This window comes from Phenylobacterium sp. LjRoot97 (genome assembly GCF_964254345.1).
Lineage (GTDB): Bacteria > Pseudomonadota > Alphaproteobacteria > Caulobacterales > Caulobacteraceae > Phenylobacterium.
Map to the genome: position 1 here is coordinate 2,330,093 of NZ_CAXUTH020000001.1, position 14,839 is coordinate 2,344,931.

The window sequence follows — 14,839 nt, forward strand, 5'->3', positions numbered from 1 at the left end:
GGTCGTCCCTAGCGGCGGACGATTTCGACGCGTCGAGCGTCGACGTCGGGTGTCGCGACGGGGCCGTTCTCGACGGCGGTCGGGGCCACCATCTCGATGCTTGACGCCGGAACGCCAGAGGCGACCAGCCGGTCGCGAACCGCTTCGGCCCGTTGCTGAGCCAGACGTTCGTTCAGCGGCAGATTACCGGTGCGGTCGGTATAGCCGGTGATGCCGACCCGCAGGTTGTCCTGCTTGATCGCCGCGGCGGCTTCCTCGATCAGACGCCCGTCATCGGGCCCAATGGCCGCCGAGCCCAGCGCAAAGTGGACGTTGGCGGGAAGACCGACAATGGCCGCCGGCGCGACGGGCGCCGGAGCGACCGGAACCGGGGCCACGGCTTCAGCCGGAGCGGTTCGTACGGGCGGGGCCACGGCGGGCGCGGCGGGTCTCACCTCGGCGACGGGAGCGGTCGGCGTCGTGGCCTGCCGGCCGAGAAAGAACCAGGCCAGCAACGCCAACGCCGCCAGACCCAACAGCCAGGGCAACAACGCGCCCATCCCGGAGCGACGCGCGGGCGCCGCGGCCGGGCCGCGGGCATAGACCGGCGCGGCGGGCGGCGGGCGGTCTTCAACCCGGTGCGCGCGATCGCCGAAGTCGGCGACAGTCGCAGAGGCGTCGGTAGCCGCGCTCGCCACTGACGCAGCCGCAGCGCCGGCCCCGACGGCGCCGGCGGCCATCGCCGCCTTGCCGATGCCGCCCGCCACATCCGTGCCGCCGAACACCGACAGTTTCCGGAAGTGCTCGGCCAACAGGTAGTAGACCGTCACCCGGTTCTTGGTCCGATCCGCGCTCATCCGTTCGCCGACGCCCATGATCGCGTCGTCCAGCTCGGCGTCGCTATGCGTCAGGCCGAGCTTCTTCTTCAGGTAGTTCTCCCGAACCCGGCGCAGTTCCTCGGGTTCTGTGAAGGAAACCAACGACGAGTCGCGGTTATGCAGGGCGATCCCGCAGTAACGGATGATCGCGTCGATCACCTTGGAATCGGCGTTGGGAACGTACTTCCTGACGTCGATGGCCCAGTCTTCCGCCATGGCCTGTCCTCCGATCGTTTGACGGGCGTCGAACAGGCGCGCGAGGGATCGCGTCCAGAATCGACCCCTCACCGATAGGACCATGGCGAGATGCGGGCGCTAGGGCCGTTTGCGGAGTGGGTCGAGGGATTTACCTTAGGAATCTGCGGTCGCGCTTAGCGCTTCTCAACGCCGGCATCGACCGCTCAACCTCGGGATCTAGACGCCCCCGCTAGCGGCCGGCCTGCTCCGCGGCCTTCTCCTGAAGGGCGCCGGCCTTTTCCTGAAGCGCGGCCGCAGCGCGCTGCTTTTCGACCGTCCGCCACTTGGCGACGTTCTTCAGATGATCGTCGTAGGTGGTCGCGAAGACGTGGCCGCCGGTGCCGTCGGCGACGAAGAACAGATGGTCGCTGATGGGCGGATCAAGCACCGCCGCCAGGGCCGCCCGGCCCGGGTTGGCGATCGGCGTCGGCGGCAGGCCGTCGATTTGATAGGTGTTGTACGGGTTCGGCTGGGCCATCTCCGAGGCGCGCAGCCCACGGCCCAACGGCTTGCCGCCATTCAGCCCGTAGATGATCGTCGGGTCGCTCTCCAGCCGCATGCCCTTGCGCAGCCGGTTGACGAACACGGCGGCGACTTCGGGCCGCTCGCTCGCGATCCCGGTCTCCTTCTCGACGATCGAGGCGAGCGTCACCGCGTCCTCCGGCGTCTTGATCGGCAGGCCGGGCTGGCGCTTCTCCCACAGCAGGGCCAGCAGCTCGTCGCGGGCGTCCATCATTCGCTTCAGCACGGCCGAGCGATCCTCGCCGCGTTCGTACTGGTAGGTCTCGGGCAGGATCGAGCCTTCCGGCGGGGCGGCCACGACGCCGCTCAGGTCCGGGCGCGCCATCAGCGTGGCGACCGCGGCTTCCGAGGTCATGCCCTCCGGGATCGTCACCTGATGGATGATGATCTTGCCGTCGCGGATGTCGCGCAGGATCGAGGCCAGCGAGGCGCGGCTCTTGAACTCGTACTCGCCGGCCTTCAGCCCCTTGGCCGCGCCGGTGAACTGGGCGGCGGCCGCGAACACCGCCTTTGAGCGGATGGCGCCGGAGCGCTCCAGGGTCGAGGCGATCTCGGTCAGGCCCGCGCCCTTGCGCAACATGACCACGCGGGTCTCACCGCCGTCTGTGGCCGGTCCTGGTCCCTGGTAGGACCACAGGGCCCAGGCCAGGACCAGGGCGGCGACGACGCCCAGCGTCGCCGCGGCGCTGCCCAGGATGATCCTGAACTTGCGCGCAGGCGGCAAGGCGCCCGACGGCTTGCGCCGCCCGCGGGCGGCCGACTTGCGCGGCTTGCGGCTCACGAGACCTTCTTGAACACCACGGAAGCGTTGGTGCCGCCGAACCCGAAGCTGTTGGACAGCGCCACGTCGATCTTCATCGGCTTGGCCTTGTTCGGAACCAGATCGATCTCGGTCTCCACCGACGGATTGTCGAGGTTGATGGTGGGGGGCGCGATCTGGTCGCGGATCGCCAGCACCGTGAACGCCGACTCGATGGCGCCGGCGGCCCCGAGCAGGTGGCCGGTCGCCGACTTGGTCGACGACATGGTCAGGTTTTTCGCCGCGTTGCCCAGCAACCTGGTGACGGCGCCCAGTTCGATCTCGTCGCCGAGCGGCGTCGAAGTCCCGTGGGCGTTCACGTAGTCGATGTCGGCGACGTCGATGCCGGCGTCCTTGATCGCCGCGCGCATGGCGCGGAAGCCGCCGTCGCCGTCCTCGACCGGGGCGGTGATGTGATAGGCGTCGCCAGCCAGGCCATAGCCGGCCACTTCGGCGTAGATCTTCGCGCCGCGCGCCTTGGCGTGTTCGTATTCCTCCAGCACCAGCACGCCGGCGCCCTCGCCCATCACAAAGCCGTCGCGGGCCTTGTCGTAGGGACGGCTGGCCTTCTGCGGCTCGTCGTTGAAGCCGGTCGACATGGCACGGCAGGCGATGAAGCCCGCGACGCCCACCGGGCAGATGGCCGCTTCGGCCCCACCCGCAACCATCACGTCAGCGTCGCCGTACTTGATCAGACGCGCAGCGTCGCCGATCGCGTGGGCGCCGGTGGCGCAGGCGGTGACGACCGAGTGGTTCGGCCCCTTGAAGCCGTGACGGATCGAGACCTGACCAGACGCCAGGTTGATCAGGGCCGAGGGAATGAAGAACGGGCTGACCCGACGCGGGCCCTTCTCGAACAGCTCGACGCTGGTCTTCTCGATGGTGGCGAGGCCGCCGATGCCCGAGCCGATGATGACCCCGGTGCGTTCCTTGTCTTCCTCGGATTCCGGGACCCAGCCCGAATCCTTCACGGCTTCGTCGGCCGCGGCGATCGCGTAGAGGATGAAGTCGTCGACTCGACGCTGGTCCTTCGGCGCCAGGGTGTCGTCCGGGTTGAACGAACCGGGGACGTCTTCACCGCCGCCGCCGCGTCCGTCGACCCGCGGCACTTCGCAGGCGACCTGACAGGCATAGTCGGTGGGATCGAAGGTGGTGATGCGCCCCGCCCCGGACTTGCCCTCAAGGATGGCTTTCCAGGTGATCTCGGCGCCTTGGCCGAGGGGGGTCAGCAAACCGATGCCGGTGACGACGACACGACGCATGAGCGGGCCTCCAAACGCAGACCGCCGCGAACTCCGAAGAGCTTCGCGGCGGCCGAATATTCAATGAATTCCGTGGGTTCGCCTTAGGCGCCCAGGCGCTCACCGATGAACTTCACCGCATCGCCGACGGTCTGGATGTGCTCGGCGGCGTCATCCGGGATCTCGATGTCGAACTCTTCTTCGAAGGCCATGACCAGCTCGACGTTGTCGAGGCTGTCAGCGCCCAGGTCGTCGATGAAGCTCGCCTTTTCGGTGACCTTCTCGGGGTCGGCGTCCAGATGTTCAATGACGATCTTACGCACGCGCTCGAGGATGTCGGACATTCGCTTAAGTCCCTTGTGTTTGTCTAAATCCATCTGCGACGGTCGACGGGATGTCAACCGTTGCAAACATACAGGTTGAGACCTTCGCCTCGCCGGTTCGGGCGGCGACGTAGCATGTTCGCCACGGCCACGCCAGCGGGCTCAGATCATGGCCATGCCGCCGTTCACATGCAGGGTTTGACCCGTCATGTAAGCGGCCTCATCGCTGGCCAGATAGACGCAGGCGGCGGCCACTTCGCCGCCCGAACCCAGCCGTCCAGCGGGGATCGTGCCCATGATCTGGGCCTTCTGCTGCTCGTTCAGGGCGTCGGTCATCGGGCTTTCGATGAAACCGGGCGCCACGCAATTCACCGTGATCCCACGGGACGCGACCTCCTGGGCCAGCGCCTTGGAGAAGCCGATCATGCCGGCCTTGGAAGCGGCATAGTTCGACTGCCCCGGATTACCCATCACCCCGACGACCGAAGTGATGCCGATGATTCGGCCGTGGCGCCGTTTCATCATGCCGCGCATGGCCGAACGGCTGAGCCGGAAGTAGCTCTCCAGATTGACCTTGAGGACCGCGTCCCAGTCTTCGTCCTTCATCCGCATCAGCAGGCCGTCGCGGGTGATTCCGGCGTTGGCGACGAGGATGTCGACCCCGGCGCCGGCGGCCTCTTCGGCGCGCGACAGCAGGCTGTCGACCGATTCCGGATCCGACAGGTTCGCCGGCACGGCGAAGGTACGGCCGCCCAACTGCTGGGCCAGATCCTGCAGCACCGCCTCACGCGTGCCGGACAGCACCACGGTCGCGCCGGCCGCGTGCAGGGCCTTGGCGATCTCGCCGCCGATGCCGCCGGTCGCACCGGTGACCAGGGCGGTCTTTCCCGTCAGGTCGAACATCTCAGAGTCCCTTCGCGAAGGCTTCAAGGTCGGCGGGCGTGTTCAGCGGCGTCGCCTCGGCGTCCGGGGCGATGCGCTTGGCCATGCCCGAGAGCACCTTACCGGCGCCCGCTTCGGCGAAGCGGGTCACCCCGCCCTCACCGGCCAGCCAGATCATGCTTTCGCGCCAACGCACGCGGCCGGTGACTTGCTCCACCAGCAGGCGGCGGATTTCTTCGGGATCCAGCGTCGGGCGCGCCGTGACGTTGGCGACGACGGGCGCGCGCGGCGCGATGATCGTGGCGCTGGCCAGGGCCTGGGCCATCTCGTCGGCGGCCGGCTGCATCAGCGGGCAATGGAAGGGGGCCGAGACGTTCAGCGGAATCGCCCGCGCGCCCAGCTCCTTGGCCTTCTCGATCGCGACGTCGACCGCGGCCTTGTCGCCCGAGATCACCACGTTGCCGTTGTTGTTGTCGTTGGCGACGACGCAGACGCCGACTTTCGAGCCGGCTTCGGCGGCGGCTTCGGCCAGCGCCACGTCGGTCTTCGGACCGATCAGCGACGCCATGGCGCCGGCGCCGACCGGGACGGCCCGTTGCATGGCCTGGCCGCGCAGCTTCAGCAGGCGGGCGGTGTCCGCCAGAGTGATCGCGCCGGCCGCCGCCAAAGCCGAGTATTCGCCCAGCGAGTGGCCCGCCACGAAGGCGGCCTTCTCGATGCTGACGCCGAATTCCTTCTCCAGGGTCCGGGTCACCGCCAGCGACACGGCCATCAGGGCCGGCTGAGCGTTCTCGGTCAGGGTCAGGTCGCCTTCGGGGCCCTCGCGCATCAGCGCAAACAACTTCTGGCCCAGGGCGTCGTCGACTTCCTGGAAGACCTCACGCGCCGAGGCGAACGCCTCGGCGAGGTCCGCGCCCATCCCGACAGCTTGGCTGCCCTGGCCAGGAAAAATGAAGGCGAGGCTCATGGCGCGTCTCCCACGCACTTACGATTCCGAGCCGGGAGGGTTAGGGGATAAGCCAAGCCCCGGCAAGGCGGCGATCGAGAACGGGAGGACGTCATGCGCGCGGTGATCCGGCGAAACAAGCAACTGGTCTGCGACGAGATCGCCGACCTGAAGCCCGATCAGGGTCAGGTGCTGGTGCGCACCCTGGCCTGCGGAATCTGCGGCTCGGACCTGCACGCGTTGCACCACATGGAGCACATGATCGACCTCACCCGCCGCGCTGGGGGCATGGGCGACGGCTTCGATCCGACCGCCGACACCGTGTTCGGCCACGAGTTCTGCGCCGAGATCCTCGAGCACGGCCCCGGAACCACTGGCGCTCTCAAGGCCGGCACGCGGGTGGTTTCGATTCCCGCCACCCTCACCCCGGTCGGCGGCGTCGAGATGCTCGGCTTTTCCAACAACCTGCCCGGCGGCTTCTCCGAGCGGATGATCCTGTCCGAAGCGCTGCTGCTGCCGGTGCCGAACGGCCTGCCGACCGACAAGGCCGCCCTCACCGAACCGTTCGCGGTCGGCGCCCACGCCGTGGCCAAGGCCAGGCTTGATCCCAACAGCGTCGCGCTGGTGGTCGGCTGCGGCCCCGTCGGGCTGGCGGTGATCGCCGGCCTCAAGGCCCGCGGCCACGGCCCGGTCATCGCCGCGGACTTCTCGCCCCGCCGCCGCGCCGCCGCCGAGATGCTGGGCGCGGACGTCGTCATCGATCCGGCGGTGGAAAGCCCGCACGCCCGCTGGGAGGGCTTCGGCGTGCCGACCGCCCGCGCCGCGCAGAACATGGTCCGGATGATGGGCGGCAGTTTCGGCCGGCCCGTGGTGTTCGAGTGCGTCGGATCCCCCGGCGTGCTGCAGAGCCTGATCGAGGCCTCGCCCGCGGGGGCGCAGATCGTCGTCGCCGGCGTCTGCATGGAGACCGATCGCATCGAGCCGGCGATCGCCATCACCAAGGAGATCGAGCTGACCTTCGTGTTCGGCTACTCGCCCGAGGAGTTCGCCGCGACCCTGCACGACATCGCCGAGGGCCGCATCGACGTCAGCAACGTGGTCACCGGCACCGTCGGGCTCGACGGCGTCGCCCAGGCCTTCAAGGACCTCGGCGACCCCGAGGCGCACGTGAAGATCCTCGTCCAGCCCTAGAGCTTCATGGGGCTGGCGTAGCCCGTCAGCTCCAGATAGCCGCGTCCGCCTTCGCTGCGCACGGCCCCCTCCCAATAGACGGGGCCGCCAGAGGCGCGGCTGTCCAGCTCCTGATCGTCGAACAGCGGCGTCAGCGTCCAGCGCCGCTCGCCGACCGGCGTCTGCACGGTCACCGTCCGCTCGATGGGATAGACCGCGCCGGTCCGCGGCGAACGCCAGTTGCGCTGCGCCGAGAAGCGCACTTGGGAGGGGCTGAACCGGACGGTCCGTCCATCGGCGCCGCGCAACGAGCCGCCTGCCCACAGCGCCTTGCCGGACGCGTCGCGGACCTGGAACGCCATCAGCGCGCCGCCGTCGTCGAGATTGAGCCCGACCCAGTCCCAGCCGACCGCGGCGGGGTCGAGCAGGGTCGACGACCACTCCCGGTCCAGCCAGGCCGTGCCGGTCACCTTGACGGCCTTGCCGCCGCGATAAACCGTTCCGACGACCCTCAGCTGGGGCAGGCTGTAGTAATAGCTGGCCTGGGTCGCCAATGGTCCCTTGCGGCTGAAGCCCCCCTCGCCTTGCAGCAACACCGGCTGGGTCGGGGTAAAGGCCAGATCGAGGTCGAAATCCTCTCCGGCGACCTTGGTGGTGAAGCGTCCATCTGCTCCCCGCCGCAGCCGCCAATCGTCGATGACCAGGTCCGCGTCGCCGACCGCAGCCTCCGCCAGGCCGAACCCTGCCCGGGCGATACGCTGCCCATGGATCAGCTTGCCGACCGACGGGTCCGAGATCGCGGCGTGGGCGAACAGGATCTGGCGCGGCGCGAAGGCGCTGGGGTTGTCGCTCGCCGTCGGCGGACGCGAGCGGAAGAACGTCACCTGGAAGCCGAGGTCCGCGCCATCGGCGGTCTTCAGCCAGCCGGTCACGTACCACCACTCGGTCCGGAAGCTCGGGTGGGCGCCATGATCGGCCGGGAAGCGCAGAACCGCCCCAGGCCGCACGACCGCATAGCCTGGCGCCCAGGCGGCGAGCAGCGCCAGGAGCGCGAGCATCATGCGGCGCATCACCAGTCCTCCCGCACGGCGCGGACGGCGTCCGCCGAGACGGCTCGTCGCCCCGCCAGCAACGCGGTGCCGGCGGCCGAGGCCACCAACGCGACGCCGACGCTGGCCAACAACGCCCAGGGAAGCTTCGTCTCCATCGTCCAGTGGAACGACTGCGGGTTCACCACGTGGATCAGCACCTGGCTCATGATCAGCCCGAGGCCGATCCCCGCCAAGCCGCCCACCGCGCCCAGCAACGCCCCTTCGGTGGCCAGCGTCGCCACGATCTGCCGTCGCGTGACGCCCAGGTGCCGCAGCATCCCGAACTCCTTGGTCCGCGCCAGGGTCTGGGCCGAGATCGTCGCCGCCACGCCCGCCAGCCCGACGACGATGGCGATCGCCTCCAGGCCGTAGGTCACCGCGAAGCTCCGATCGAACAGCCGCAGCGCCATGTCCCGCAGCGCCCGCGGTTCGGCCACGGTGACGCGCCCCGCCAGCCGCTCTGGCGCATTGGCCTCAAGAGCCGCGGCCACCGCCTTCCGATCGGCGCCCGGCGCCAAGGTCACCGACGCCTCGCTGCGCGTGCGATCCCCGGTCAGGGCCGTGTAGTCGTGGCTCTCCAAGGTCACGGCCCCATGCTGCCGGGCGTAGTCCCGCCAGATCCCGGTCACGAAGAACCCCTTCGAGGGCGCGCCGCCGATCGGCAGGTCGATGCGCTGCCCCACCTTCCAGTCATAGAGCCAGGCGGCGGGCTCCGACACGAAGACCGGTATGGTTCCGGCCGGGGCCTCTACGGTACGCCCGATCATCGGCGGCGCACCGGCGTCCAGGCCGCCCTCCGGACGCGCGACCAGGGCCAAGGGCGGCGCGTCGGCGCTCATCCGCAAGGTCGTCGTCCGCATGAACGCGATCCGCGCCACACCGGGCGTCGCAGCGAGCCTGGCCTGCTCCTCGGGATCGAAGCCGCCGCCCGTGCCCGCCGCCTCGATCCGCAGATAGAGGTCCGCCGGCAGCACCTGGGCCAGCCAGTCCTCCACCGAGCCACGGAAGCTGGAGACCATCACCGCCATCGCCACCATCAGGCTGGTGCTGGCGACAACGCCGCAGAGCGCCACGGCGGCCTGCGAAGGCGCGCCCCACAACCGCTTCACCGCCAGGTCCGGGGCGATGCTGGCGAATGATCGTCGCTTGAGCCCCGACAGCAGCACCCGCGCCAGCCGCGGCATCGCTGCGACCCCGCCCGCCAGCAGCAGAGCCATCGAGGCGTAGCCAAGCAGCGGCACCCCGCCGATCGCTGGCGCGAAGGCCGCCGCAGCGCCCAGGGCCAGCAGCACGGCCGAGGGCCAGATGGCCGGAGTGGTGCGCGGATCGACGGAGTCGCCCGCGTTCTTCAGCGCCACGGCTGGCTGCGCGCGAGCCGCTTCGCGCGCCGGCGCGAGGCTGCCGACGACCGCGGTCGCTAGGCCGAGCGCCAGGAACAGCAGGGCGGGTCCCGGAGCCAGGACCAACTGCGGCTTTGAATCTCCGAAGTAGCCCCCGCCCAAATCGCCGCCGAGCAGTGTCAGTGCGCCATCGGCGAGCGCGAAACCCAGGCCGATGCCGATGACGCCGCCCGCCAGTCCAACTCCGACGCCTTCGGCCATCACCTGAGCGAGCAGCGAGCGCCGGCGCACGCCCAACACCCGCAGCAGCGCGAACTGCGGTCGGCGGCGGGCGACCGAAAGCGACTGCGCCGAGTAGACGAGGAACCCGCCGGTCAGCAGCGCCATCAGCGCCAACATGTCGAGATTGACCCGGTACGCCCGGCTGAGGCTGTCGCTGCGCCGCGCCTCGCTCTCTTGGCTGGCCAGTTGGGCGTCGCCCGGCAGCACCGCCCGCAGCTGCTCGGCCACGCGGGTCACGTCAGCCCCCTTGTCGAGCTTGAGGTCCAGCCGCTGAAGGCGGCCAAGCGTTCCAAGCCGCCATTGCGCGGCGGCGATGTCGAGCACCGCCAGTCGGCGCTCGTCGCCAGCGCCGGGCAGCACGCCTGCGATCCGGAACGCCGCCCTCTGGCCCCCGGCGCCCAAGGTGATCTCCTGACCGACCGATCGCCCTTCCAAGGCGGCCGGCGACAGGAACACCGCGTTCTCGTCGAACGCCGCCTCCATGGTCGGTCCCCTCGCCTCGTCGCCTTCGGCGGCCAGGGGGCGGCCGATCAGGCTGGGGGTCACGTAGGCGGCGCGCAGCACGTCGAGCCCGAGCACGGTGAGCGTCTCACCTGGACGGTCGGTCGAGGCCTCCAGCTCGACGACGGGGCTGACCGCGGAGACGCCCTCGGTCCGCGCAAGTTGGGGATACAGCGCCTCGGCGAAGCCGCGCGTCGTCGTCGAGCGCACCTGAAGTTCGGCCTCGCCGTTCACCGCGCTGACGGCCTTGGAGAATTCACTGAGCGCCGAGGCGTTGACCAGGTGCACGGCCAGGCCGAGCGCCACCCCGACGGCGATGGCCGCGGCGGCGGTGATCACGCGCATCGGATGGGCCCGCCACTCGCCCAGGATCATCCAGCGGGCGGCCAGGCCGCGCTGCTCAGGCGCGTGGGCGTTCGACAAGACCGTCTCGTCCCAGGATGAGCGTGCGATCTGCGGCGGCGGCGGCGACCTCCGAGTGCGTCACCAGGACGACGGCGGCGCCCGAGCGCCGCACCTCGTCGGCGAACACCTGCAAGACGCGGTTGGCCGTCTCCGGATCGAGATTGCCGGTCGGCTCGTCGGCCAGCAGCAGGGCCGGTTCGTGGATCAGCGCCCGGGCGATCGCCACCCGCTGCATCTCGCCGCCCGAAAGCTGGCGCGGATAGTCGCCTGCCCGACCCGGCAATCCCACCGCGGTCAGCATCTGGTCCGCGCGTTCCAACGCCGTCTCGCTCCGCCGGCCCTGCAGCGCCAGCGGTAGGGCGACGTTCTGGCCCAGCGTCAGATGCGGCAGGATATGGAACGCCTGGAAGACGAAGCCGACCCGGTCCCGGCGCAGCAGCGTGCGGGCGTCGTCGTCGAGACCGGCCAGATCGACGCCGTTGATGGCGATGGTCCCGGCGTCGGCCTGATCGAGGCCGGCGATCAGGTTCAGCAGGGTTGACTTGCCGACCCCGGATTCGCCCATGATCGCCACGAACTCGCCGGCGGCGAGCTGCAAGTCCAAGCCCGAGAACAGGACCCGCCCGCCGGGCACCGACTTGGCGAGGTTCGAGATCTGCAGGACGGGCGCGGTCATCGGCATCATTCTAGCCTGAACCGCGCCCTCCGCAGCTAGGACGGTTTAGGCGGAGGCGGCGCCAGGCGGCGCTGGGCCAGCGCGGTGCAGGAGGCCACCCCGATCGGGCCGGTCTCGTCGTAGACGCGGGCGTCGCCCACGGCCACGCCGTCGTCGGCGCCGTGATAGACGCTCTCGAAGCCCACCCACTCGGTGTCCGGCAGCTTGTGCAGGTAGAGCGTCACGTCCGAGTTGATGTAGCCCAGGCCCTGGTCGCCGACATGAGTCAGCGGGCTGACGAAGTCGCAGGCCACCGCGACGCGCTGGAACGGGGTCAACGGCTCGCCCTCGACGATGTCGCGCACCTCGCTCATCCAGGTGCGGCGCTGCTCGGCCGTGGCGAAGCCGCCGCTGATCGGACGCGAGGCCCACATGCCGCCCATGCCGCCGCGATTTTCGGGCTCGGGAATGTCCAGCGGCGACGGGACGCTCCAGTTGCCCGGCTTCCAGACATTGCCTTCCGAGTTCTCGGTGCGCTTGAGGAACTGGCAGGTGGCGCGCGCCATGCTGACGCCGCCGGAGATGAACTCGGCGTCGATCACCCGGATGCGGCCGCTCTCACGCACCACCTTGGTGGTGACCTCGATCGGATCGAAGCCCGGAAGCTTGTACATGTCGACGGTCAGGCGCGCGGGGATGAAATCCGCATCGCCGTGCTTCTGCTCGAGCACGAAGCCGAGAAGACCGATGATGACCCGTCCATGGAGGGAGTTGGGATTCCAAGGACCGCGGCCGGCGGGGGTTGGGACGTAATATTGACCGTCCCGTTTGAAAAAGGGTTCGTTCGTCATGGCGCGGGACCATGACGGATTCCCCTGGCCCAGCCTAGTTTGCGGCGAATTCGGAAGGGCTTTCCCTGACTGGCGGCGAAGCGACGCATTTCATTTCGCCGCGACGCATTTGCGCGCCGCAAACGGACTACCCTAAGCTCGACCTTGGCAAGATCACTCCGAGAGGCAGTTTGCAGATGCGTTTCCAGTTCCTTGGAAAATTGGCGGCCGGCGCCATGTTGAGCGGCATGACCGCGCTTCCCGCCGCCGCCCTGCCCGATCCGAACGATCCGTATGTCTACATGGAGGAGATCGAGGGCCCCCGCGCCATGGCCTTCGCCAAGGCCGAGAACGATCGCTCGCTGCCGCAGCTGCAGAACGACCCGCGCTACGCCAAGCTCTATGACGACGCCTTAGCCATCGCGACGGCCAAGGACCGGATCACGGTCGTGGGCTTCGCCGGCGACGGCGCCCTGCGCAACTTCTGGCAGGACGCCGAGCATGTCCGCGGCCTGCTGCGCTCGACCACGCTCGACAGCTACCGAACCGGCAAGCCGGAATGGCGGACGGTCCTGGACATCGACGCCCTGGCCAAGGCCGAAGGCAAGAACTGGGTCTACAAAGGCGCGACCTGCCTGCCGCCGAACGATCGGCTTTGCCTGATCGAGCTGTCGGACGGCGGCAAGGACGCGGTCGTGGTCCGCGAATTCGACATCCAGACCGGCCAGTTCGTGCAAGGCGGCTTCCTGCTGCCTGAAGGCAAGCACCGGGTGACCTGGGTCGACGCCGACACCCTGGCCGTCGCCACCGAGTGGACCAAGGGCGAAGTCACGACCTCTGGCTATCCCTATGTGATCAAGCTGCTGAAGCGTGGCCAGGCGCTGGCCGACGCCCGCGAGGTGTTCCGCGGCAAGGCCGACGACGGCGGATACGGCGTCAGTCCGATCGCGCTGCGCGACGCCGACGGCAAGCTGCAGGCGCTGATCGCCCACCGGCCGCTCGACACCTTCAACGCCGAACATCACCTGATCGCCGAGACCGGCGCGAGGAAGCTGCCGCTGCCGCTGCGCTCGTCGATCCAGGGCCTGCTCGACGGCCAGGTGCTGCTCACTCTGGAAGAAGACTGGGCCGCCCAGTCCGGCAAGTCCGGCGACCTGATGGCGCTGGACCTGACCCAACTGAAGTCACAGGCCGACAGCCCGAAGGCCGTGCTTGTCCTGCGCCCGACCGACAGCCAGTCCGTCGAACAGGTGGCGACCACCCGCAACCGGCTGGTCGTGGCGCTGTACGACAACGTCAAAGGCGGCGTGCTCAGCTTCCGCCACGACGACAAGGGCTGGACGTCGACCAAGCTCGACCTGCCGACGGACATCTCGGTCGGCATCGCCTCGGCGTCGGATCACGACGATCAGCTCATCCTGCAGGTCGCCGGCTTCCTGACCCCGTCGACGCAGCTGCTCGCCGACGCCGCCAGCGGGTCGCGCGAGACCTTGCGGACTCTGCCCGCGCGGTTCGACGCCTCCCAACAGGTCGTGGAGCAGCACTGGGCCGTCTCCAAGGACGGGACCAAGGTGCCGTACTTCCTGGTGCGCGCGAAGGGCATGAAGTTCGACGGCGCCACGCCGACGCTGCTCTACGCCTATGGCGGGTTCCAGGTCTCGCAGACCCCCGGCTACGCGGCGACCGTCGGCAAGCTGTGGCTGGAACGCGGCGGCGCCTATGCGATCGCCAACATCCGCGGCGGCGGCGAGTTCGGCCCGCGCTGGCACGAGGCCGGACTGAAGCTGAACCGCCAACGGGTCTATGACGACTTCTTCGCCGTCTCCGAAGACCTGATCGCCCGCAAGGTCACCAGCCCGGCCAAGCTCGGCATCATGGGCGGCTCGAACGGCGGCCTGCTGATGGGCGTGGCCCTGACCCAGCGGCCGGAACTCTACAAGGCCGTGGTGATCCAGGTGCCGCTGTTCGACATGATCGGCTACACCCACATCGGCGCCGGCGCCTCGTGGGTCGGCGAGTACGGCGACCCCGCCAATCCGGAAGAGCGCAAGGTGATCGACACCTACTCGCCGTACCAGAAGCTGGCCAAGGGCCAACCCTATCCGCGGGTGTTCCTGGAGACCTCTACCAAGGACGACCGCGTCCATCCGGCCCATGCGCGCAAGGCGGCCGCCCGGCTCAAGGAGCTCGGCTACGACTACCTCTACTACGAGAACATCGACGGCGGTCACGCCGCCGCCGCCAATCTCAACGAGACCGCCAAGCGTCAGGCGCTCGAATACACCTATCTCAGCCAGCAGCTGATGGACTGAAGGCGGCGCCCGGGCGGGCCTCCACCCCCCGGGCGTTCACCTCGTCGCCGCACTCCGAACAGGTCATCACCGGCTGGAAGTCACAGCCGCAGGCCTTGTGCCGGCGCAGGATCGGCGGCCCGCGGCCGTCGTCATAGTGCCGGTCGCCCCAGCTGACGACGGCCAGGATGACGGGATAGAGGTCGAGGCCCTTCCCGGTCAGCCTGTACTCATGGCGGACCGGGCGGTCCTGATAGGCGACCTTTTCCAGCACGCCCTCGTCGGTCAGCACTTTCAGCCGGTCGGCGATGATGGTGCGCGAAATGCCCAATCGTTCCTGGAACGCCTCGAAGCGCCGCACGCCGAGAAAGCAGTCGCGCAGGATCAGCAGCGTCCAGCGGTCGCCGATCACCGCCACCGACCGCGCCAGCGAGCACGGCTCGCGGCTGAGTTCATCCCATTTCATC

The 14,839-nt window shown here is 69.2% G+C and carries 13 protein-coding genes; 2 read left to right on the plus strand and 11 right to left on the minus strand.

All coding sequences use genetic code 11. From position 1 onward, the window contains the following. Positions 1 to 8 precede the first annotated feature (8 nt). The 6 genes from ACSQ2H_RS11630 to fabD form a co-directional block, all read right to left on the minus strand. On the minus strand, positions 9 to 1,073 hold the full coding sequence (locus tag ACSQ2H_RS11630; protein ID WP_436061549.1) for a DUF2853 family protein: 1,065 nt from the start codon (positions 1,071 to 1,073) through the stop codon (positions 9 to 11). Between the two features lie 211 nt (positions 1,074 to 1,284). After that, complete coding sequence (gene mltG / locus ACSQ2H_RS11635) at positions 1,285 to 2,397, minus strand: endolytic transglycosylase MltG (protein WP_436061550.1); 1,113 nt, start codon at positions 2,395 to 2,397, stop codon at positions 1,285 to 1,287. After that, complete coding sequence (gene fabF, locus ACSQ2H_RS11640; RefSeq protein WP_436061551.1) at positions 2,394 to 3,677, minus strand: beta-ketoacyl-ACP synthase II; 1,284 nt, start codon at positions 3,675 to 3,677, stop codon at positions 2,394 to 2,396. The genes mltG and fabF overlap by 4 nt, the downstream gene beginning before the upstream one ends. 83 nt (positions 3,678 to 3,760) lie before the next feature. Further along, positions 3,761 to 4,000, minus strand: a complete 240-nt coding sequence (locus ACSQ2H_RS11645) for an acyl carrier protein (RefSeq protein WP_056019455.1) — start codon at positions 3,998 to 4,000, stop codon at positions 3,761 to 3,763. Between the two features lie 141 nt (positions 4,001 to 4,141). After that, the gene (fabG, locus tag ACSQ2H_RS11650; RefSeq protein WP_436061552.1) at positions 4,142 to 4,882 is read right to left on the minus strand and encodes a 3-oxoacyl-[acyl-carrier-protein] reductase; all 741 of its coding nucleotides are present in this window, start codon (positions 4,880 to 4,882) and stop codon (positions 4,142 to 4,144) included. A 1-nt stretch (position 4,883) separates the two neighbouring features. Next, a complete protein-coding gene (gene fabD, locus ACSQ2H_RS11655) occupies positions 4,884 to 5,828 on the minus strand; it encodes an ACP S-malonyltransferase (RefSeq protein WP_436061553.1) in 945 nt (314 codons plus the stop codon). A gap of 93 nt (positions 5,829 to 5,921) precedes the next feature. Between fabD and ACSQ2H_RS11660 the strand changes: the two genes are divergently transcribed. Next, positions 5,922 to 6,998 (plus strand): zinc-binding dehydrogenase, encoded by a 1,077-nt coding sequence (locus tag ACSQ2H_RS11660; protein WP_436061554.1) that lies wholly within the window; start codon positions 5,922 to 5,924, stop codon positions 6,996 to 6,998. On the opposite strand, the gene ACSQ2H_RS11665 is transcribed toward ACSQ2H_RS11660, so the two are convergent. From ACSQ2H_RS11665 to ACSQ2H_RS11680, 4 genes are read right to left on the minus strand one after another with little or no spacing between them, the layout of a single operon-like run. After that, positions 6,995 to 8,038 carry a lipocalin-like domain-containing protein gene (locus ACSQ2H_RS11665; RefSeq protein WP_436061555.1) on the minus strand — a complete coding sequence of 348 codons (1,044 nt, stop codon included), beginning with the start codon at positions 8,036 to 8,038 and terminating at the stop codon, positions 6,995 to 6,997. The genes ACSQ2H_RS11660 and ACSQ2H_RS11665 overlap by 4 nt on opposite strands. Before the next feature lie 8 nt (positions 8,039 to 8,046). Further along, entirely contained in the window at positions 8,047 to 10,614 is a 2,568-nt protein-coding gene (locus tag ACSQ2H_RS11670) for an FtsX-like permease family protein (RefSeq protein WP_436061556.1), read from the minus strand. Further along, entirely contained in the window at positions 10,592 to 11,272 is a 681-nt protein-coding gene (locus tag ACSQ2H_RS11675) for an ABC transporter ATP-binding protein (protein ID WP_436061557.1), read from the minus strand. The genes ACSQ2H_RS11670 and ACSQ2H_RS11675 overlap by 23 nt, the downstream gene beginning before the upstream one ends. A gap of 35 nt (positions 11,273 to 11,307) precedes the next feature. Further along, on the minus strand, positions 11,308 to 11,982 hold the full coding sequence (locus ACSQ2H_RS11680; RefSeq protein ID WP_436061558.1) for a hypothetical protein: 675 nt from the start codon (positions 11,980 to 11,982) through the stop codon (positions 11,308 to 11,310). Positions 11,983 to 12,278: 296 nt separating this feature from the next. Here ACSQ2H_RS11680 and ACSQ2H_RS11685 point away from each other — a divergent pair, with 296 nt between their 5' ends. Continuing rightward, positions 12,279 to 14,393: a prolyl oligopeptidase family serine peptidase gene (locus ACSQ2H_RS11685; protein WP_436061559.1), complete on the plus strand. Its 2,115-nt coding sequence runs from the start codon at positions 12,279 to 12,281 to the stop codon at positions 14,391 to 14,393. On the opposite strand, the gene ACSQ2H_RS11690 is transcribed toward ACSQ2H_RS11685, so the two are convergent. Next, on the minus strand, positions 14,371 to 14,838 hold the full coding sequence (locus ACSQ2H_RS11690) for a winged helix-turn-helix transcriptional regulator (RefSeq protein WP_436061560.1): 468 nt from the start codon (positions 14,836 to 14,838) through the stop codon (positions 14,371 to 14,373). The genes ACSQ2H_RS11685 and ACSQ2H_RS11690 overlap by 23 nt on opposite strands. Between the last annotated feature and the right edge of the window lies 1 nt (position 14,839).

Bases quoted from the DNA above. Each gene is read 5' to 3' on its own strand.
- ACSQ2H_RS11630 (WP_436061549.1), bottom strand. From the start codon at position 1,073: ATGGCGGAAGACTGGGCCATCGACGTCAGGAAGTACGTTCCCAACGCC.
- fabF (WP_436061551.1), bottom strand. From the start codon at position 3,677: ATGCGTCGTGTCGTCGTCACCGGCATCGGTTTGCTGACCCCCCTCGGC.
- ACSQ2H_RS11645 (WP_056019455.1), bottom strand. From the start codon at position 4,000: ATGTCCGACATCCTCGAGCGCGTGCGTAAGATCGTCATTGAACATCTG.
- fabG (WP_436061552.1), bottom strand. From the start codon at position 4,882: ATGTTCGACCTGACGGGAAAGACCGCCCTGGTCACCGGTGCGACCGGC.
- fabD (WP_436061553.1), bottom strand. From the start codon at position 5,828: ATGAGCCTCGCCTTCATTTTTCCTGGCCAGGGCAGCCAAGCTGTCGGG.
- ACSQ2H_RS11660 (WP_436061554.1), top strand. From the start codon at position 5,922: ATGCGCGCGGTGATCCGGCGAAACAAGCAACTGGTCTGCGACGAGATC.
- ACSQ2H_RS11665 (WP_436061555.1), bottom strand. From the start codon at position 8,038: ATGATGCTCGCGCTCCTGGCGCTGCTCGCCGCCTGGGCGCCAGGCTAT.
- ACSQ2H_RS11675 (WP_436061557.1), bottom strand. From the start codon at position 11,272: ATGACCGCGCCCGTCCTGCAGATCTCGAACCTCGCCAAGTCGGTGCCC.
- ACSQ2H_RS11685 (WP_436061559.1), top strand. From the start codon at position 12,279: ATGCGTTTCCAGTTCCTTGGAAAATTGGCGGCCGGCGCCATGTTGAGC.
- ACSQ2H_RS11690 (WP_436061560.1), bottom strand. From the start codon at position 14,838: ATGAAATGGGATGAACTCAGCCGCGAGCCGTGCTCGCTGGCGCGGTCG.